This is a genomic window from Caldanaerobius fijiensis DSM 17918 (assembly GCF_900129075.1).
Classification (GTDB): Bacteria; Bacillota; Thermoanaerobacteria; order Thermoanaerobacterales; family Caldanaerobiaceae; genus Caldanaerobius; species Caldanaerobius fijiensis.
In genome coordinates this window covers 22,648-41,059 of sequence record NZ_FQVH01000024.1, presented here as the reverse complement: position 1 = coordinate 41,059, position 18,412 = coordinate 22,648, and the positions used below count along the sequence as shown (strand labels likewise).

General features: G+C 40.8%; 19 protein-coding genes, 1 tRNA gene and 1 other annotated feature. Of the genes, 1 reads left to right on the top strand and 19 read right to left on the bottom strand.

What is annotated here, in order from left to right; translation table 11 throughout:
• Position 1: 1 nt before the first annotated feature.
• The 16 genes from tuf to BUB87_RS09750 form a co-directional block, all read right to left on the bottom strand.
• Positions 2-1,204, bottom strand: a complete 1,203-nt coding sequence (gene tuf / locus BUB87_RS09825) for an elongation factor Tu (RefSeq protein WP_073343013.1) — start codon at positions 1,202-1,204, stop codon at positions 2-4.
• A 77-nt stretch (positions 1,205-1,281) separates the two neighbouring features.
• Positions 1,282-1,357 (bottom strand) — tRNA-Thr (locus BUB87_RS09820).
• 60 nt (positions 1,358-1,417) lie between these two features.
• Positions 1,418-2,062, bottom strand: coding sequence for an RNA polymerase sporulation sigma factor SigH (sigH, locus tag BUB87_RS09815; RefSeq protein WP_268761637.1), 645 nt, complete (start codon positions 2,060-2,062; stop codon positions 1,418-1,420).
• Between the two features lie 88 nt (positions 2,063-2,150).
• Positions 2,151-2,660: an NYN domain-containing protein gene (locus BUB87_RS09810; RefSeq protein ID WP_073344773.1), complete on the bottom strand. Its 510-nt coding sequence runs from the start codon at positions 2,658-2,660 to the stop codon at positions 2,151-2,153.
• Between the two features lie 11 nt (positions 2,661-2,671).
• Positions 2,672-3,409, bottom strand: coding sequence for a 23S rRNA (guanosine(2251)-2'-O)-methyltransferase RlmB (rlmB, locus tag BUB87_RS09805; RefSeq protein ID WP_073344770.1), 738 nt, complete (start codon positions 3,407-3,409; stop codon positions 2,672-2,674).
• A 3-nt stretch (positions 3,410-3,412) separates the two neighbouring features.
• Positions 3,413-4,051: an FAD-dependent thymidylate synthase gene (gene thyX, locus BUB87_RS09800; RefSeq protein WP_073344782.1), complete on the bottom strand. Its 639-nt coding sequence runs from the start codon at positions 4,049-4,051 to the stop codon at positions 3,413-3,415.
• Positions 4,052-4,056: 5 nt separating this feature from the next.
• A complete protein-coding gene (locus BUB87_RS09795; RefSeq protein WP_200792801.1) occupies positions 4,057-4,437 on the bottom strand; it encodes a Mini-ribonuclease 3 in 381 nt (126 codons plus the stop codon).
• Entirely contained in the window at positions 4,434-5,834 is a 1,401-nt protein-coding gene (gene cysS / locus BUB87_RS09790) for a cysteine--tRNA ligase (protein WP_073344765.1), read from the bottom strand. Before cysS ends, BUB87_RS09795 begins: the two co-directional genes overlap by 4 nt.
• Positions 5,821-6,495, bottom strand: coding sequence for a serine O-acetyltransferase (gene cysE / locus BUB87_RS09785; RefSeq protein ID WP_073344762.1), 675 nt, complete (start codon positions 6,493-6,495; stop codon positions 5,821-5,823). The genes cysS and cysE overlap by 14 nt, the downstream gene beginning before the upstream one ends.
• Before the next feature lie 41 nt (positions 6,496-6,536).
• Positions 6,537-6,733 (bottom strand) — a binding site (T-box leader).
• Between the two features lie 56 nt (positions 6,734-6,789).
• Positions 6,790-7,023: a hypothetical protein gene (locus BUB87_RS09780; protein WP_234946012.1), complete on the bottom strand. Its 234-nt coding sequence runs from the start codon at positions 7,021-7,023 to the stop codon at positions 6,790-6,792.
• A 5-nt stretch (positions 7,024-7,028) separates the two neighbouring features.
• Positions 7,029-8,747: a proline--tRNA ligase gene (locus tag BUB87_RS09775; protein WP_073344757.1), complete on the bottom strand. Its 1,719-nt coding sequence runs from the start codon at positions 8,745-8,747 to the stop codon at positions 7,029-7,031.
• An 11-nt stretch (positions 8,748-8,758) separates the two neighbouring features.
• Positions 8,759-9,235, bottom strand: a complete 477-nt coding sequence (ispF, locus tag BUB87_RS09770; RefSeq protein ID WP_073344754.1) for a 2-C-methyl-D-erythritol 2,4-cyclodiphosphate synthase — start codon at positions 9,233-9,235, stop codon at positions 8,759-8,761.
• Positions 9,236-9,275: 40 nt separating this feature from the next.
• Positions 9,276-10,505: an esterase/lipase family protein gene (locus BUB87_RS09765; protein ID WP_073344752.1), complete on the bottom strand. Its 1,230-nt coding sequence runs from the start codon at positions 10,503-10,505 to the stop codon at positions 9,276-9,278.
• A gap of 49 nt (positions 10,506-10,554) precedes the next feature.
• The gene (gene ispD, locus BUB87_RS09760; protein ID WP_073344749.1) at positions 10,555-11,226 is read right to left on the bottom strand and encodes a 2-C-methyl-D-erythritol 4-phosphate cytidylyltransferase; all 672 of its coding nucleotides are present in this window, start codon (positions 11,224-11,226) and stop codon (positions 10,555-10,557) included.
• Between the two features lie 21 nt (positions 11,227-11,247).
• A complete protein-coding gene (locus tag BUB87_RS09755) occupies positions 11,248-12,339 on the bottom strand; it encodes a PIN/TRAM domain-containing protein (protein WP_234946011.1) in 1,092 nt (363 codons plus the stop codon).
• A gap of 55 nt (positions 12,340-12,394) precedes the next feature.
• A complete protein-coding gene (locus BUB87_RS09750; RefSeq protein ID WP_073344747.1) occupies positions 12,395-13,015 on the bottom strand; it encodes a hypothetical protein in 621 nt (206 codons plus the stop codon).
• Positions 13,016-13,142: 127 nt separating this feature from the next.
• Here BUB87_RS09750 and BUB87_RS09745 point away from each other — a divergent pair, with 127 nt between their 5' ends.
• On the top strand, positions 13,143-13,538 hold the full coding sequence (locus BUB87_RS09745) for a DUF1573 domain-containing protein (RefSeq protein WP_073344744.1): 396 nt from the start codon (positions 13,143-13,145) through the stop codon (positions 13,536-13,538).
• Here the strand turns inward: BUB87_RS09745 and radA are convergent.
• From radA to BUB87_RS09730, 3 genes are read right to left on the bottom strand one after another with little or no spacing between them, the layout of a single operon-like run.
• A complete protein-coding gene (gene radA, locus BUB87_RS09740; protein WP_073344742.1) occupies positions 13,525-14,886 on the bottom strand; it encodes a DNA repair protein RadA in 1,362 nt (453 codons plus the stop codon). The two genes, BUB87_RS09745 and radA, sit on opposite strands and share 14 nt — an antisense overlap.
• A 43-nt stretch (positions 14,887-14,929) precedes the next feature.
• Entirely contained in the window at positions 14,930-17,368 is a 2,439-nt protein-coding gene (locus BUB87_RS09735; protein WP_073344739.1) for an ATP-dependent Clp protease ATP-binding subunit, read from the bottom strand.
• 24 nt (positions 17,369-17,392) lie between these two features.
• Positions 17,393-18,412 carry a protein arginine kinase gene (locus BUB87_RS09730; protein ID WP_073344737.1) on the bottom strand — a complete coding sequence of 340 codons (1,020 nt, stop codon included), beginning with the start codon at positions 18,410-18,412 and terminating at the stop codon, positions 17,393-17,395.

The following is an 18,412-nucleotide window of genomic DNA, read 5'->3' as shown; positions in this document are numbered from 1 at the left end:
ATCACTCTATTATAGAAGCGACTGTACCAGCTCCTACAGTCCTTCCGCCTTCCCTTATAGCAAACCTCAATCCCTCTTCTATCGCTATCGGCGTTATCAACTCTACCGTCATCGTTATATTGTCCCCGGGCATCACCATCTCTACACCTTCCGGTAACTGTATGGTCCCTGTTACGTCTGTTGTCCTGAAGTAAAACTGCGGCCTGTACCCGTTGAAGAACGGCGTGTGCCTTCCTCCCTCTTCTTTCGTCAGTACGTATACCTGCGCCGTAAATTTCGTATGCGGATGTATCGTACCTGGCTTCGCTAATACCTGCCCTCTCTCTACTTCCTCTCTCTGTATGCCTCTTAACAATACTCCTATGTTGTCTCCTGCTTGCGCTTCGTCCAGTATCTTCCTGAACATCTCTACACCTGTTACTACTGTCTTCTTCTTCTCCGTCGATAACCCTACTATCTCTACCTCTTCTCCTACCTTTAATGTCCCTCTCTCTACTCTACCAGTAACAACTGTTCCTCTTCCTGTTATCGTAAATACGTCCTCTATCGGCATTAAGAACGGTTTGTCTATCTCTCTGTCCGGTGTCGGAATGTAACTGTCTACTGCATCCATTAACTCCCATATCTTCCCGCACCACTCGCACTCTCTCTTTCCACATCCACACTCTAATGCCTTTAACGCTGACCCTACCACTATCGGCGTGTCATCTCCAGGAAACTCGTACTCATTCAGTAAGTCCCTTACTTCCATCTCTACTATCTCTAATAGCTCGGGATCGTCTACCATGTCTGATTTGTTCATAAATACTACTATATACGGTACCCCTACCTGCCTCGCTAACAGTATGTGCTCCCTCGTCTGAGGCATTACACCATCCGCAGCTGATACAACCAATATCGCTCCGTCCATCTGCGCAGCACCTGTTATCATGTTCTTTACATAGTCGGCATGCCCAGGACAATCTACGTGCGCATAATGCCTGCTCTCTGTCTCATACTCTACGTGCGCTGTGTTTATCGTTATTCCTCTCGCCTTCTCCTCTGGCGCCTTGTCTATCTCATCATATGCTGTCTTTACGGCCTTGCCCTGCGTCGCTAATACCGCTGTTATGGCCGCTGTTAATGTCGTCTTCCCATGATCAACATGCCCTATCGTCCCTATATTTACATGGGGCTTCGTTCTCTCATAACGTGCTTTTGCCATCTCTTTTCCTCCTATCAACTTATAAAATAAACCCATCCGGGCGTATCATAATATAAAAATTATTAAAAATATATAAATGGAGCCCACGGCCGGACTTGAACCGGTGACCTCCGCCTTACCAAGGCGACGCTCTACCGACTGAGCTACATGGGCGTCACAGGTAATAGTATATAACTTTTTTGCAATAATGTCAATACATAAGTAATAATCTGGCTATTTTGATCTCTCTTCAAGGTACTTCTCAAGTTTCCTCTTTACTCTCTGAAGAGCATTGTCAATAGATTTCACATGTCGATCCATTCCTACAGCTATTTCTTGATACGATTTTCCTTGCAAATAGTATGACAATACCTCGCTCTCTAAATCACTGAGAATTTCATTCAATTTACTCTCGATGCCGCGGTATTCCTCTCTGCTGATCAAAAGCTCTTCAGGGTCGCAAACCTTTTCCTCCGCAATCAAATCCAATAATGTCCTCTCTGACTCTTCCTCATATACAGGCTTATTAAGAGAAACATATGAATTTAACGGCAGGTGTTTTTGTCTCGTTGCCGTCTTTATAGCTGTTATTATCTGCCTTGTTATACACATCTCAGCAAATGCTCTAAATGAAGTTAGCTTGTCCACCTTAAAATCGCGTATTGCCTTAAAAAGACCTATCATTCCCTCCTGTATTATATCTTCTTTTTCTGCTCCGATGAGAAAATAGGCTCTGGCTTTAGCTTTTACCACACCGCTATATTTATTAAACAGTTTTTCAAATGCTTTTTTATCACCTTTTTGAGCCTTTAATACCATGTCTTCATCCAGTTCTTCACCGTTCAAATTTATTTCGTCATTTTGGGCTTCGCACCTCAAGGATATCGCCTCCAGTAGAATTATAGGCAGGACAATACATGACCACAGTTTATATTATATTTGTTATCATAAAATAGTCAAGTGAACATCAGTTTCTATTCCGCATTTTTTTTAATTTTTCCAACACATCCGGCGACACATTATCCCATACGGTATTGGTATCGTGTCCTCTATTGATTTCTCTTGATATACTTTCTTTAAACCTCTTTAACTCTTCTTTTAGTTCAGAAGCAGATACCCTTATGGCACCCTGAGCCATTATCACCTGTTGTTCTACCCAATCCGATGTGGCCACCTTTACTATACAGTTGTTCTTTATATATTTGGCGATATTTTTTTCTATATAATGATCAGCCGTCTCACCATATTTTGAAAACACCACATGGACTCCTTTATACATCTCTGTGCGATTTGCGGCTCCCTTGACGTATAAGGCATCAAAGACCACAAAAACCTCTATACCTTTGTATGCCTTATATTCTACCATCATGTTGATGAGCTCCTGCCTTGCCAGCTCAAGATTCGCCTTACTTAAGTCTTTCAATTCCGGCCACGCATTTATTATGTTATATCCATCCACGAAAAGTACTTCATTCATTCTAACACCCTTCAAAAGTTCCTCTGCCTCAACACTTCGTACATTAATATTGCTGATGCTATAGAAGCATTTAGCGAATTTATTTTACCTACCATAGGTATTTTTACTAAAATATCACAATTCTCTTTTACAAGCCTGCTTATGCCATATCCTTCGCTGCCTATGACAAGACCTACAGGCACTTTGAAGTCAGCATCACAATAGTTTATAGCACCATCCATATCTGCTCCTATTATCCAGAGCCCTACATCTTTTAGCTCTTTTAATGTCCTCGTTATATTTGTAACTCTTGCTACAGAAACATACTGAATAGCTCCGGCCGATGCCTTGATAACTCCAGGAGTAATACCAACCGCTCTGTTTTTGGGAATGATAACCCCATGAGCCCCGCAAGCATCAGCCGTCCTCAATACAGAACCTAAATTATTAGGGTCCTGTATGCCGTCGAGTATGATGACAAAAGGATGTTCCCCTTTATTTTTAGCTATAGCCAGAATATCATCCACTTCTTTATATACATAAGGAGGAGTCTTGGCAACAACGCCTTGATGTTTGCCTGCATAGAACTCATCTAATTTGTCCCTGCTAACCAGTTGCACTGGTATTCCTTTTTCCCTAGCTAATTTTATGATTTCGTCTATTATCTGGCCTTTAGCGCCAACAGCTATATACAGTTTATCAATAAAACTATTTGCTTTTAAAGCTTCTACAACAGCATTCTTTCCACCAATGTAGAATTCTTCGTCCATATTTTATCCCTCATCTTTGAAAAACTCGCTTAACCACGGTTCTCTTTGCACTACAAGTTCTGCCATACGCTTTAACATCTGCTTTATCTCCCATTGTGCTCCCGGTACAACAACCCGTTTTTGATATACATCCATCAATGATCTTAAATTCAAAGTTGTAACAAAATTGGTGGAAGCAGCATTGGGTAAAATAAACCTCGCGTCTTCATTCTTGATACCCATGGCCTTAAGAGCATCATAACATTCCTGTATGCGTTTTATCTCGTTTTCAAAGACTTGTTTTGCATCCTCATTATCTTTTATGCTATCCGGCATTATATACTCAAAAATCCCCTTGTTTTTCTGCGAAGACTCTGATACTGCTCTCTGGGACTGTACAGAAATACTTACACCTATCCTATGCCTTGTATATTGAGCCAATAATGCCCTAGAAACACCTGACACCGCAAAAGTCATGGTACAGTGCTCTAATATGCTCAAATGGCCCGAATTTATTATGTTCCTGGCTAATCTTAACATATCTGCCTCTAAAGGTTCCTCCTGCCATAATTCATAAGGTGTCTTATGGCTTTTGCAAGTTCTCGCAGCAACCCATATAACTTTTAAAAAATCAGGCGTAGCAGTTAATAGCTTAACCTCCATCAATATCACTCTCCCTTTTTTTCATCGTCTATGTTGCTAATAAGTTGCTCCATTAAAAACATCAACCTATCGGTATCTCCTTTTAAATACAAATAGCCTATAAGCGCCTCAAGTCCGGTCGCATGTCTATAATCCTGTACATCCGCATTTTTAGGAACCGTATACGATTTGGCATTTCGTCCTCTCTTAACAACATTTAGCTCTTCTTCTGTCAGAATATCCATTATTCTGCGAAGCCCTTCCGCCTGGGCTTTAGCCTTAACATAACCTACTGCTTTGCCATGAAGCCGACGGACATTGGTTACACCGCTCAATAGCAGCTTCTCCCTTATATATAGCTCGTACACGCTATCCCCGATATAAGCCAGAGCCAAAGGAGGTATCATGCGCGTTTCCATCGCACACCTGAAGGCGTATCTTCTAAAATAATACCTTTTTCTTTGAGCTCATCCCTTATCTTATCAGCCAGAGCCCAATTTTTCTCTGCTCTTGCCTTCTCCCTTTCTTCTATCAGCTTTACAATATTTTCGTCCAATAGCTCTTCTTTTTCTGTTAAAATGCCTAAAACTCCGGCAAACTCCGAAAGCACATCATACGCTTTTTCCACAACCTGTATATTAATACCTTCACCTATAAAGCTATTGCAATCCCTTATCAGCTCAAAGATCACTGCAATAGCATCAGCCGTATTAAAATCATCGTCCATAGCTTCTATGAACTTTTTCTTGTAGCTATCTATTTTCTCTATAAAACCCATCTCTTCAGCAGTAAGAGCTGAATTGTTCTTATTTGCCTTTTTCATGAAAAACTTAATATTGTCAAACCCATTATGCAACCTTTCAAGCCCATTCTTTGCCTGGTCCAGTAAATCCAGACTAAAATTCAAAGGGCTTCTATAATGGGAAGTAAGAATAAAAAACCTGATTAATTCGGGATTATATCTTTGCCTCAATTCCCTCACGGTAAAAAAGTTATTCTTGGATTTGGACATCTTTTCGTTGTTTACATTCAAAAACCCTACGTGCATCCAATACCTGGCAAATGGCTTGCCATTTGCCGCCTCGCTCTGTGCTATCTCATTTTCGTGATGGGGAAATACCAGGTCAGGTCCCCCTGCGTGTATATCTATAGTTTGCCCCAGATACCTGTTGGCCATTGCTGAGCACTCAATATGCCAGCCAGGTCTACCTACACCCCATGGGCTCTCCCAGCCGGGTTCTCCTTCTTTTTGTGCTTTCCATAAAGCAAAATCCAGTGGATCATCTTTTTTTTCACTGATGTCAACTCTCGCTCCAGATATCAAATCCTCAATGTTCTTATGAGATAACTTACCGTAATCATCTAGTTTGCTCACATCAAAATACACATCACCATCAACTACATAAGCATAACCTTTATCTATAAGCTTCTTAATAAATTCAATGATATTGTCTATATTCTCCGTGGCCCTTGGATGTACTGTCGCCCTTTTTATCCCTAGCGCTTCAGCATCTTCAAAGTACTCCCTGATGAATCTATCTCCCAATTCCTTTACTGTAATATTTTCTTCATTAGCCCTTTTGATCATTTTATCATCGATATCTGTAAAATTCTGCACATAAATTACTTTGTAACCTTTATACTCAAAATATCTTCTCACCACGTCAAACACGATAAATACCCTGGCATTACCAATATGGAAATAATTGTAAACAGTAGGACCACATACATACATGGTTACTTTGCCGGGCTCTAAAGGCATAAATTCTTCCTTCTGACCTGTCATGGTATTATATAGCCGCATCCTTGCACTTTCCTCCTTCCAACTCATTTATCCGTTTTTCCAGTAGTTCAATTCTGTGCTTTAAATACTCTATCTCCTGTTTAATTGGATCAGGCAATTTGTGGTGGTCCAGGTCCACTTCATCTTTATTAATAGCAACACCGCATCTTCTTACAGCTCTTCCAGGCACACCCACTACAGTAGAATTGGGGAGCACTTCTTTTAAAACCACTGCGCCCGCACCTATCTTAGAGTTATCTCCTACTTTAAAAGGCCCTAAAATTTTCGCTCCAGCACCTATTACCACATTATTTCCGATAGTAGGATGTCTTTTGCCTTTTTCTTTACCTGTACCTCCCAATGTAACACCCTGATATATCGTACAATTATCACCTATCTCAGCCGTTTCTCCGATTACCACACCCATACCATGGTCTATAAATAATCTTTTGCCTATTTTAGCACCAGGGTGTATCTCAATGCCTGTAATAAATCGGCTAAATTCCGAAATAAGCCTGGGTAAAATAACCAGCCCTTTATTGTACAAAAAGTGAGCTAATCTATGAAGTATTATAGCGTGCAATCCAGGGTAGCACAATATTACTTCCAATACACTCTTAGCAGCAGGATCCCTTTCAAGCACAGCCTGTATATCCTCTTTTATCTCATTTAAAAGCCTCATAATCCTCATCTCCCTTCTCGGATAAAATAATACCCGTCTCCCCCAGAGACGGGTATACCGCGGTTCCACTCTGCTTAAGGCGTAAATACACCTTCACCTCAAGATTTATAACGGCATCAACCGGTTTAACACTGCTCCAGGGCGCACTTCAGTATTAAGTAAGCGAAGCTGCTCTCAGCTAAAACAGCTACTCTCTGTACGCATCCTTAATACCTACTTTCCCATTCATCGCATCACATATTCACCTTTGATATTATTATATCTATTATTTTCACAGATATCAAGGCCATAAATTTAATCCATATCCATATACTTTACTCTTACACCCTCCAGAGACATCAGCTCGCCTAAAAACTCTTCCATATATCTTTCATCTGCTTTCATATTAAGGGTAATAAGGCCACGCTCATCCTCAGGATCATGAATGCCAAATCTCCCTATGATATTGTCACCATACCTAGTCAATATCTCCTGCACCTTGAGAGCTGAATCTGTTCGCTTATCAATGGATATCCCGACGATTTTCATCATCATCACTCCTTTTTGCTCATGTTTTCCTCAATTTTTTGTTTTATGTACCCCAACACCTGGTCCACAGTTAAATCCAGAGACTCTCCTGTCCTCCTATCCTTTATCTCAACTACCCTATCTCTGGCCTTTTTACCTACCGTAATCCTTATAGGTATTCCAATAAGATCAGCATCTTTAAACTTGACTCCTGCCCGCTCATCTCTGTCGTCCAGGAGCACCTCTACACCATTTCTAGACAACACATCATACAGGTCTTCTGCGAGAGATGCTTGAACTTCATCGGATGTGTTCACAGGTACAATTATAACATGATAAGGCGCTATGGACATTGGCCATATTATGCCGTTTTCATCGCTGTTTTGTTCTATAACCGCAGCCATTATTCTGTTAATGCCTATACCATAACTGCCCATTATCATAAGGTGTTCTTGACCATTTTCATCCAAATACTTGGCACCCAGCGCCTCACTGTACTTAGTGCCAAGTTTGAATATATGACCAACTTCAATACCCTTAGAAATTGACAACCTTCCCCCGCACCTTATGCACACATCTCCATCACTTACTTTTCTGACATCTACAACTATATCGCCTTTGAAATCTCTGCCATAATTTACATTCTTATAATGGTAACCTGTCTTATTGGCACCCACTATAAAATTAGACATGTAAGTTACTTCCTCATCAACTATAAGCTTATCCACTTTAAGGCCCACGGGACCAGCAAAGCCCACCTCAGCATTTGTTACATTTTTGACCACATCATCTTCGGCCATGCGAAGGTCGTCTTTGGTGCACTCAAGGATATTGACAAGCTTTACCTCATTGAGTTCCCTATCTCCTCTTATGACAACAGCTATTACCTGATCTTTTACCGTATAAATAAGCGTTTTGGCAAAGTTATCGGGAGACGTTTCAAAGAAATCCGTCAGCTCTTGAATAGTCCTGGCATCGGGGGTTGCCACCAGCTCCAACGGTTTCTCCTCTTGCTTCTCTCTGATATCAGGCCTTGACTCGGCTCTTTCAACATTTGCCGCATAATCACAGTTCTCGCAATGAGCTATTTCGTCTTCACCTACCTCTGACATCACCATAAACTCATTGGATTCTTTCCCTCCCATGGCTCCCGAATCAGCCTGCACAACCCTATACTTTAAGCCGCATCTGTCAAATATTCTGCAGTATGCATCGTGCATTTTGCCGAATGAAACATCAAGCCCTTCCCAATCCATGTCAAAACTATAGGCATCCTTCATGATAAATTCACGACTGCGAATGACGCCGAAACGCGGCCTTTTTTCATCTCTATACTTCGTCTGAATCTGATATAATATCTTAGGAAGATCTCTGTAAGATGTAAGCTCCTTCATCACATATGTAAAAACCTCTTCATGGGTAGGTCCAAGGCAGAAATCCCGTTCATGCCTATCTTTAAGTTTAAACATCTCAGGCCCAAATGCACTCCATCGCCCTGACTCCTCCAACAATTCTGAAGGTATAATGCCTGACATAAGCACCTCTTGTGCTCCAGACCTATCCATTTCTTCTCTTACTATGTTCTCTATTTTTCTCAAAACTCTATACCCCAGTGGAAGATAAACATATACTCCTGCGGCCAATTTTCTCATCAAGCCGGCTCTCAACATGTATTTATGGCTCGTTATCTCTGCTTCTGCAGGAACTTCTCTCAACGTAGGCAAAAAAAGCTGCGTTAATCTCATTTCGATCCTCCTCAATCAATTTCTCTTATGCTCGCTACTGCCATACAGGCTATACCTTCCTGGCGCCCTGTAAACCCCAGACCCTCAGTGGTAGTAGCCTTTACACTTACCCTGTCCAGAGATATGCCAAGTACTTCAGCGATATTTTTTCGCATTTTATCAATATATGGCGCCAGCTTTGGCTTCTGAGCAATAATTGTTATATCGCAGTTATTGACGCAAAAATCCTTCTCCTTTAACTTATCATTAGCCATTTTAAGAAGCAATAAGCTGGATATACCCTTATACGCTGCATCGCTATCAGGAAAATGCATACCTATATCACCCATTGCCGCAGCGCCAAACATAGCATCAATAAGGGCATGCAATGGGCAATCTGCATCTGAATGGCCTAAAAGCCCCATTTCATATGGAATTGCAACGCCACAAAGTACCAGCTCTCTGCCCTTTTCAAATCTATGAGCATCAAAACCTATGCCAATGCGCATAATATCCCCCATTTACTGTTTTTCTATTTTACCATTTTTCTCACTTAAATTCAATTATAGGCTTGAACCCCCTTACATTTTTTATAACAAGCCTATGGCAGCCGGCTTTAACATCCCTCAGCTTTAAGTCAGTCTGAGCGGAACCATTGCTGTTATAAGTATAGAGATACATATCGCGACCTGGAGAGGGTATCTCAAGCAAAAGTTCGCTTTGATCTGACATGACCCCCCATTCAAACCTGCCAAGCACGTCATAGCAATCCCTTAACAATTTTTTACAGGATGATGCTTTATCGATAATATATGCCAAATAACCTTTAAATGGTATATTCTCGGCATATACAGCGGGCAACTTCTTTACATCCAGCTGCTTTAAAAGGTATGGTATCCCATCTTTGAGAACGCCCATATGAGATGTATTAAGCGTGATGCTATCAAAAACATATCGGGAACTGGACGCCAGCACCGTGCCATCTCCCATTTTTGATCTTATTTCTGCCATTGGTTTACCGTCAATCCAAAGGCCTTCTTGTCTATCAGTCTCCGTATCAACCTGTATATATTTATTGGTATAATATCCCTTACCATTGAAGCAAAAGACATCTATTCCCCGCCTTTTTATGATTTCCACCTTAGCATTTAAATCATTTAAATAATCATTTTTTTCATGCATAGTGGATTGAGGTATAAATACTGGAAAATTATCTTCATCTCTATATTCAAAAAGGTAACTGCCATAGTCTGAAGTAGGAAGCAGCTCTTTTATCGATGGAATATATTCCCTTATCAAATTATAAGTTATGGGCTTGCCTGTTATCCTGCTTATCATCCATATAAAACCATTGTAAAGCATATTTACAAAGTCATCATAAGGCGAAGGCGGTACCTGACCACCCTCCCACGGATAATAGGCATCAGCAGAACCCTCATTGGGCGTACACAGCATGATAATCCTTTCTACATCGCCTCTATAAAAATCCGACTGTATATAACTTCTTGCCACAATACCTCCCATGCTGTGGCATACAATAATCACTTTATCTTCTTTATTGGATTTAAGAACTCTATCAATAGCTGGTATAAGATATTTGCGAGCAGATAAAAGATTATTCTCCCACCAGCCATAATAAGCTATTTCCACAGTCAGTCCAGAATCCTTCATTGCCTGAATAATGGGCTTATAGTACCAAATCGACGGACCAAAGCTCCATCTACCCCATAAGAGCGGAACTGAACCAAAGATGCCCGGCAAAAAGACTACAGGGAGCATGTTTTACCACCCCATATCCCATTATATGCGGGCATCTTTACTTATGTTATCAGTTCATTGATGCTAAAGCCTCTGCTATATATATATCTTCAGGAGTGGTTATCTTAATATTTCTATATGCGCCCTCTATCATTCTTACTTTTATTCCCATACGCTCAACCAAAACGGTATCATCTGTAGATAAAAAATTATCCTCTATAGCCTTTTGATGAGCCTTAAGTATCAAATCATATCTGAAAACCTGAGGAGTCTGTACTGCCCAAAGAGATTCCCTTGGTGGAGTATGCAGGATAAAACCGTCTTTAACCACTTTTATGGTATCTTTTACTTTTACGCCCACCGCCGCTGCTCCATGTTCTATTGCAGCTTCTATAGATTCCCTGATAATAGATTCTGTGACAAAGGGCCTTGCGCCATCATGAATCAAAACCAGGTCACAATTTGTTTCTTTTATAGCCATAAGACCATTGTATACCGATATCTGCCTTTCAGCTCCACCCTCTACATATCTGACTTCATATCCTTTCAAAATTTCATTTGAGCAAAAATCAATATCGTCCTTAGATGTAACTACCACTATGTCGTCAATACCTGATTTCTTAATTGTTTCAACAGAGTAAGTAATAATAGGTTTGCCGTTCAAAGGCAAAAAAACCTTATTTTTATCCATTTGCATCCTTCTACCCTTACCCGCAGCCATTATAAGAGCACATACCTTCAATGTTTCTTCCCCCAATTCAGTCTAGATCACCTTTTCCTGGGCATCGGATTTTAAACGCGCAAAAATCATCCTGCCTGCAGCCGTCTGTAATACACTGGTAACCGTTATCAACACATTGTCTCCTATATGATTTTTCCCGCCTTCTACCACTATCATAGTACCATCATCCAGATACGCAATCCCCTGGCCATTTTCCTTGCCTTCCTTTATAATCAAAACCTTCATATCTTCACCTGGTAACACTACAGGTTTTACGGCGTTAGAGAGTTCATTTATGTTAAGAACCGGCACACCTTGAAATTGAGCCACTTTATTGAGATTATAATCATTGGTGATTACCTTCCCTTTTAACAGTTGAGCCAATTTCAACAGCTTATTGTCCACTTCCGCGATATCTTCAAAATCCTTCTCAAATATATCCACTCTTATATCCAGCTCTTTCTGCATACGATTTAATATATCCAGCCCCCGTCTACCCCTGTTTCTCTTCAAGGTATCGGATGAGTCCGCAATATGTCTGAGTTCCTCCAATATAAAGCTGGGTATTATTATAGGCCCTTCTACAAAACCCGTTTTGCATATATCAAAAATCCTTCCGTCAATTATAACACTGGTATCTAAAAGCTTTGGCGTCATGCCGTCTTCTCTGCCATACTTTTCTCTGCTCTTTCTCAATGAAATGATAAAATTTATCAATTCCTCTTTCTTTTTCACCGCCACTTCTACGCCTATAAATGCGAAAAGCAAATCTATAATTACAGGTATCAGGTATCCTATATATGGTATCCTGACAAAGGGGCTGCTTATAAGATTGGCTATAATAAGGCCTAAAATCAATCCGATTGCTCCCAGTATGATGTCCTTTGCAGACACCTTTTGTATAAATTTTTCGAAGTGTAACGATGCTAATTTACACCGTTGTATGAAGCCAGGCGTCATAACATAAAAAATAAAACCCCCCACAAGCGTTCCAATTGCTAATAGTCCAAAATATAAAGGCGAATCTGGTTTGATAACGATACGCAATCCCACGAACATAAGCACCACTGCACTCAATTCATATCCTATCAGCAAGCCAAACATTGAAACCACTATTCTTACTATTCTCTTCATAATCATCACCTCCTTCTTATTATTGACATCTTACCATATTTTTTAATCACCCCTCTTAACGCAAATTGTCAAATATCCACCTTAGGATTTTAACAGATGTATCCTTCTTTTTTGAAAATGCCGTAACCGATATAAATTTATCCCTGGTATCAAAACCCATCTGATTTAATTTTTGGAGGCTATCAATAGGCAATCCATAAACATGATCTTTTTTATCTAAATCGGAGAGCACAGTTCCCCTGGCAGTGTCATCTCTAGGAATATTTAAAACTCCGTTCTTCAAATAGCTTTCAAGAGGTAAAAAAGCCCCTCTTTTAGCGAACTGGACAAATATGTCCTTGTCAAAAACGTAAATATCTCCAGTCTGAGAACCTATATAAGTCATGACCTTTTGCCACGCTGCCATATCCTCAGGCCCACGCATTGGAATATTTGAAAGCAATATCTCTTTTAACTCTGGAAAATCTCTAAGCATGCGGCTTTTTATATGTTGCAGATTGCTGTCAGCCAAATACGGTCCCACCAGGTATATCTCAATTTTTTTCCCCTCAATGCTCTTCTGATAAATATAATTTGATGTTATATTCCACACAAACAAAATAATGAGGATAGCAACTACGTATTTCCACCATTCGTAATAAAAATGATCCAGAATCTTTTCTTTATCAATTTTCATCGTTACCTCTCCTTAAATTTTTTTACTTATCTTAATTTTATCACAACCACCTATATTGGCAAGCCCGCAAAATTATCCCATGAATAACAGCGGTAAGTTATCAAATACTAAGGATGAGGTGATGATTATGAAAGACATAATCTGCGATGATTTTCAAAACACCGTTAGAGATGTACTTATAAGGCATAAAAGCATTCTGGACGTAATGACAAAATTGCAGGAAACAGATGCTCGTATAAACAGAGCTATAGCAAAGTCCGTTACAATTTGTGGTTGCCTAAACATCAATGCGCATAAGCAGGAAATACCAGAAGATATAGATTTTGATGATTTGCCGTATGTTGTAGATTCCCATCTCGAAGGAAATCTCTGCCATAATTGTAGGGATATCGTTGAAAAAGAGATCACAAATCACCTGTTCTATCTAGCAGCTTTATGCAACCTTTTAAACATTAACATGTTTGACCTCATTATAGAAGAATATAAAAAATTAAATTGGCTGGGTCCTTTTACATTGACTTAATGGCGATGCTCAAAGCCTGTTTCAAATCTTTAACAGGGTATACTTTTATCTTCTCAGGATATTCAAGGCCTTTTAAGTTTTCATATGGTATAATAATAGCATCAAAACCCATCCTGTAAGCTTCTATAATCCTCTTTGCAGGTTGGGTTACAGGCCTTACTTCTCCGGCCAGACCTATTTCACCTACAGCTACCAGGCCCTCACTTATACATACATCCCTATAACTGGAAACAATAGTCAGTGCCAATGCCAGATCACATGCGGGTTCGGTAAGCTTTATACCTCCCGTCACGTTAAGGTATATATCCTGATTACCAAGCATCATACCAATTCTTTTTTCAAGCACCGCTGTGATCATGAGCATCCTGTTGAAATCAATGCCTGTACACATGCGCCTAGGTATGCCAAAATTGGTCTGCGTGACCAGGGCCTGTAATTCTGCTAACAGCGGTCTCGTCCCCTCCATAGAACAGGTAACACATGAACCTGATACGCCTGCAGGTCTACCACGCAATAACATCTCAGATGGGTTTTTAATTTCTTTGATGCCATCCGCCATCATTTCAAATATACCCACCTCATTGGTAGATCCAAAGCGGTTTTTAACAGCTCGTATCATCCGATACATAAGCCTGTTTTCCCCTTCAAAATATAACACCGTATCCACCATATGTTCCAGTACCCGCGGGCCGGCTATAGAACCATCCTTTGTCACATGTCCTACTATAATTGTGGTAATATTCATGCCTTTGGCTATATGCATCAAATATGAGGTTATCTGTCTTACCTGGCTTACGCTCCCCGGCGATGACGATAATTGAGGGTCATATATTGTTTGTATAGAATCGATTATCAAAACATCAGGTTTTAACGCTTTTACCTGCTCAATAATAGCGTATATATCGGTCTCCGACGCCAGATATATCCTTTCATTTCTTATTCCCAGCCTTTCTCCCCTCATCTTGACTTGGTGTACTGATTCCTCCCCCGATATGTATAAAACTCTTTTAGTCCCTGCTATGTTTTTGCACATCTGCAGCATCAGCGTTGACTTCCCTATGCCCGGGTCTCCTCCTATGAGCACCAATGACCCCTGCACAATACCTCCACCTGTTACCCTATCCAATTCATCAAATCCCGTGCTAAACCGATTTTCTCCCATAACCTTACTGCTTATATTGCTTATAAGCTCAGGCTCTTTGCCGGTTCGCTTTTCTCTTTTTTTATCAATTTTCTCAATAATCTCTTCCTGCAAGGTATTCCATTGACCACAAGAAGGACATTTACCCATCCATTTTGAAGTTTCATAGCCGCAATTCTGGCATATAAAGCGAGTCCTTTCTGCCACATTAAAACCCCCTCGTACGTAAATTATAACAAAAAGAGAGGGCTTAAACCACAGCGCCCTCTTTTTTCGTTATATCCAGTTTGCCGTCTTTAACATCCACATACACCACATCACCTTGTTTTATTTCACCTTTTAACATCTTTTCAGAAAGAGTATTTTCTATCGTCTTTTCAATAGCCCTCCTCAAAGGCCTTGCTCCAAACGCAGGATCATAACCTTCCTTAGCAAGGTATTCTTTTGCAGCATCGCTCAATATGAGCTGAATATTATTGGCCTTAAGCCTCTCGTTTAGATCTTTGAGCATTATATCCACAATTTTCTTGATGTCATCCATCGTCAACTGGTGGAACACTATGATTTCATCTATTCTGTTGAGGAATTCGGGCCTAAATGTGCGCTTTAATTGATCCATTACGTTTTCTTTCATCTTCTCATACGCGTCTTTTGCTTCATTGGTAGATGCAGCAAAACCCAACGTAGCCTGCTTTTTAATAAGATCAGCTCCCACGTTTGATGTCATAATTATAATCGTATTTTTGAAATCTACTGTTCTTCCTTTGGCATCTGTAAGCCTTCCGTCATCTAATATCTGAAGCAATATATTAAACACATCGGGATGGGCCTTTTCTATTTCGTCAAACAGTACCACCGAATACGGCTTTCTCCTCACTTTCTCTGTCAGCTGACCACCCTCTTCATAGCCTACATATCCCGGAGGTGAACCTACCAACCTGGATACGGTATGCCTCTCCATATATTCTGACATGTCAAGCCGTATCATGGCATTTTCATCGCCAAACATAGCTTCTGCCAATGCCTTGGCTAGTTCTGTCTTTCCAACACCTGTAGGACCTAAGAATATGAACGAACCTATAGGCCTCTTGGGATCCTTAAGGCCTACTCTGGCCCTTCTAACAGCTCTAGATATAGCTTCAATAGCCTCATCCTGCCCGATTACCCTGTTGTGCAGGATCTCCTCGAGATGGAGCAATTTCTCAGATTCTTCTTCCGCCAGTTTCTTTACAGGGATACCTGTCCACAGTGATACGATATTGGCGATATCTTCTTCCGTAACGCTCTTATCTTTGGAGAGATTTTTATGCTCCCATTGCTCCTTTATCTTTTCAAGCTCTTCTCTGCACTTCTGCTCCTCATCTCTCAGCCTTGCAGCTTTCTCAAATTCCTGAGTGCTTATAGCTTCCTCCTTTTCCTTTTGCAATTTTTGTATTTTTTCTTCCAACTCTTTTATTTCGGGAGGGGCCGTAAACGTCTGCAACCTGGCTCTGGAAGCTGCCTCGTCAATAAGATCTATAGCCTTATCCGGCAAGAACCTATCAGTGATGTACCTATCTGAAAGTTTTGCCGCAGCTACCAACGCTTCATCGGTTATCTTAACCCTGTGATGAGCTTCATATTTATCCCTTAAGCCCTTCAAAATTTCTATAGTGTCCTCTACCGAAGGCTCATCCACCTGTATAGGCTGGAATCTTCTCTCAAGCGCTGGATCCTTCTCGATGTATTTGCGGTATTCATCAAGGGTTGTGGCACCAATGACCTGTATCTCGCCTCGAGCCAACGCAGGTTTTAATATATTGGATGCATCTATAGCGCCTTCTGCTGCACCTGCTCCTATCAGCGTATGCAGCTCATCGATAAAGAGAATGACGTTGCCAGCTCTTGTTATCTCCGATAATACTGCTTTTATTCTCTCTTCAAATTCTCCTCTGTATTTAGAACCTGCTACCATTGAGGCCAGATCCAGTGTTACTAGGCGTTTATCTTTTATAATTTCGGGTACACGGCCTTCTACGATCTCCTGTGCGAGGCCCTCTACAATAGCTGTCTTTCCAACGCCAGGGTCTCCTATAAGGCATGGGTTGTTCTTGGTACGCCTGCTCAAAATCTGAATAACCCTTTCGATTTCTTTTTCTCTGCCTATAACAGGATCCAGTTTTCCTTCTCTTGCTAATTCAGTCAAATCGCGCCCGTATTGATTTAAAGTAGGTGTATTGTTATTCCTGGATGCCTGCTTAATGCCCGAAGGTTCTTGATTTAGAAGCTTCATTATTTCATCTCGCGTCTTATTTAGATCTACACCTAGTTCAGACAATACCCTTGCTGCAACACCATCGCCTTCCCTGATAAGTCCCAAAAGGATGTGCTCTGTACCGATGTAATTTACACCAAGCCTGCGCGCTTCAGCAAAGCTCAGCTCCAGCACCCTCTTAGCCCTCGGCGTGTAACCAACGACCTCTGTAGGCATGGCTCCTCTCCCTATAAGACTTTCTACTTTCTGCCTTATGGTTTCAAGCTTCACTCCTTGATTTTTCAAAGCCTGTGCTGCAATACCTTCTCCTTCTTTTATAAGTCCCAGCAACAGGTGCTCAGTCCCTACATAGTTGTGATTTAATGCTCTGGCCTCTTCCTGTGCCAGATATAATACCTTTTGTGCTCTCTCAGTAAATCTTCCAAACATCGCCATATACGTACACCTCCATTATTCTATTTATTTTATCCTTTCTCTAACATACGCAGCCCTCGCCACATCTCTTTCAAAAGGCGATAACTCTTTTCCTTCTATTTTCTGTATATTCGCAGGTTGAGTATATACTAAAAGTCCATTAATAGGCATTTCAGCTTTTATTATGCCCAGATTTTTGCCCAACCTGACATTAGAAAGGTGCTTCATGCACTCCTCCGAGCTCAAAATTCTGGCACTCTTTAAGATGCCATAAGATCTATATACCATGTCCTCAATTCTCATCTTATTATTTTTATACATCTCAAGAGCGACATATCTTTCATTGGATATTATGCTCTTTGTAACGCCAATCATATTTTCGATAATCTCGGATTCACCCTGTCCCAGGGTAATCTGATTGGATATCTGGAATATATTCCCTAAAGCCTCTGTACCTTCACCATATATGCCGCGGACGGCCAGACCGATTTTATTGAGATTTGCCAGCACATTTTTTATCTGATCGGACATAACCAGCGCCGGAAGATGTAACATAACAGATGCCCTAAGGCCTGTACCAATATTGGTAGGACATGAGGTTAAATAACCAATTTCTTCGTCATAAGCGTATTTCAAATTTTCCTCCATAACATCATCAATCTTGTCTGCCAGATCTAGAGCTTCTTTCAGCTGGAGCCCCGGGAAAATGGTTTGAATACGTATATGATCCTCCTCATTGATCATGATACTCACTTTTTCATCGCGGCTTAGAAGCACCGCTCCCCGCTTGTATTCCCTGGCCAGATCAGGGCTTATGAGATGCCTTTCCACAAAGGCCATTCTATCCAGTGGTGTAGTTTTCGCCAAATCCACATAATCAAAATCCCTAGACAATACGGTATTGCTCTTTAATATACTATCTCTTACCTGTGCCTTAACCTTAGCAGCATCATCATCGCTCATGGCAATAGGAAAAGGAAAATCGCTTAAATTCCTGGCCAGCCTTATCCTTGAACTTAAAACCACATCCCCATCAGGCCCATTCATATCTATCCAGTTATCCAT

What these genes read in the sequence shown, in the direction of transcription:
- ispF (WP_073344754.1), bottom strand. Translation starts at nt 9,235, where the DNA reads ATGCGCATTGGCATAGGTTTTGATGCTCATAGATTTGAAAAGGGCAGA.
- BUB87_RS09765 (WP_073344752.1), bottom strand. Translation starts at nt 10,505, where the DNA reads ATGCTCCCTGTAGTCTTTTTGCCGGGCATCTTTGGTTCAGTTCCGCTC.
- BUB87_RS09750 (WP_073344747.1), bottom strand. Translation starts at nt 13,015, where the DNA reads ATGAAAATTGATAAAGAAAAGATTCTGGATCATTTTTATTACGAATGG.
- BUB87_RS09745 (WP_073344744.1), top strand. Translation starts at nt 13,143, where the DNA reads ATGAAAGACATAATCTGCGATGATTTTCAAAACACCGTTAGAGATGTA.
- BUB87_RS09780 (WP_234946012.1), bottom strand. Translation starts at nt 7,023, where the DNA reads ATGAAAATCGTCGGGATATCCATTGATAAGCGAACAGATTCAGCTCTC.
- BUB87_RS09795 (WP_200792801.1), bottom strand. Translation starts at nt 4,437, where the DNA reads ATGATACCTCCTTTGGCTCTGGCTTATATCGGGGATAGCGTGTACGAG.
- BUB87_RS09775 (WP_073344757.1), bottom strand. Translation starts at nt 8,747, where the DNA reads ATGAGATTAACGCAGCTTTTTTTGCCTACGTTGAGAGAAGTTCCTGCA.
- BUB87_RS09755 (WP_234946011.1), bottom strand. Translation starts at nt 12,339, where the DNA reads ATGAAGAGAATAGTAAGAATAGTGGTTTCAATGTTTGGCTTGCTGATA.
- BUB87_RS09810 (WP_073344773.1), bottom strand. Translation starts at nt 2,660, where the DNA reads ATGAATGAAGTACTTTTCGTGGATGGATATAACATAATAAATGCGTGG.
- rlmB (WP_073344770.1), bottom strand. Translation starts at nt 3,409, where the DNA reads ATGGACGAAGAATTCTACATTGGTGGAAAGAATGCTGTTGTAGAAGCT.
- BUB87_RS09730 (WP_073344737.1), bottom strand. Translation starts at nt 18,412, where the DNA reads ATGGATAACTGGATAGATATGAATGGGCCTGATGGGGATGTGGTTTTA.
- BUB87_RS09735 (WP_073344739.1), bottom strand. Translation starts at nt 17,368, where the DNA reads ATGGCGATGTTTGGAAGATTTACTGAGAGAGCACAAAAGGTATTATAT.
- tuf (WP_073343013.1), bottom strand. Translation starts at nt 1,204, where the DNA reads ATGGCAAAAGCACGTTATGAGAGAACGAAGCCCCATGTAAATATAGGG.
- cysS (WP_073344765.1), bottom strand. Translation starts at nt 5,834, where the DNA reads ATGCGGCTATATAATACCATGACAGGTCAGAAGGAAGAATTTATGCCT.
- thyX (WP_073344782.1), bottom strand. Translation starts at nt 4,051, where the DNA reads ATGGAGGTTAAGCTATTAACTGCTACGCCTGATTTTTTAAAAGTTATA.
- cysE (WP_073344762.1), bottom strand. Translation starts at nt 6,495, where the DNA reads ATGAGGCTTTTAAATGAGATAAAAGAGGATATACAGGCTGTGCTTGAA.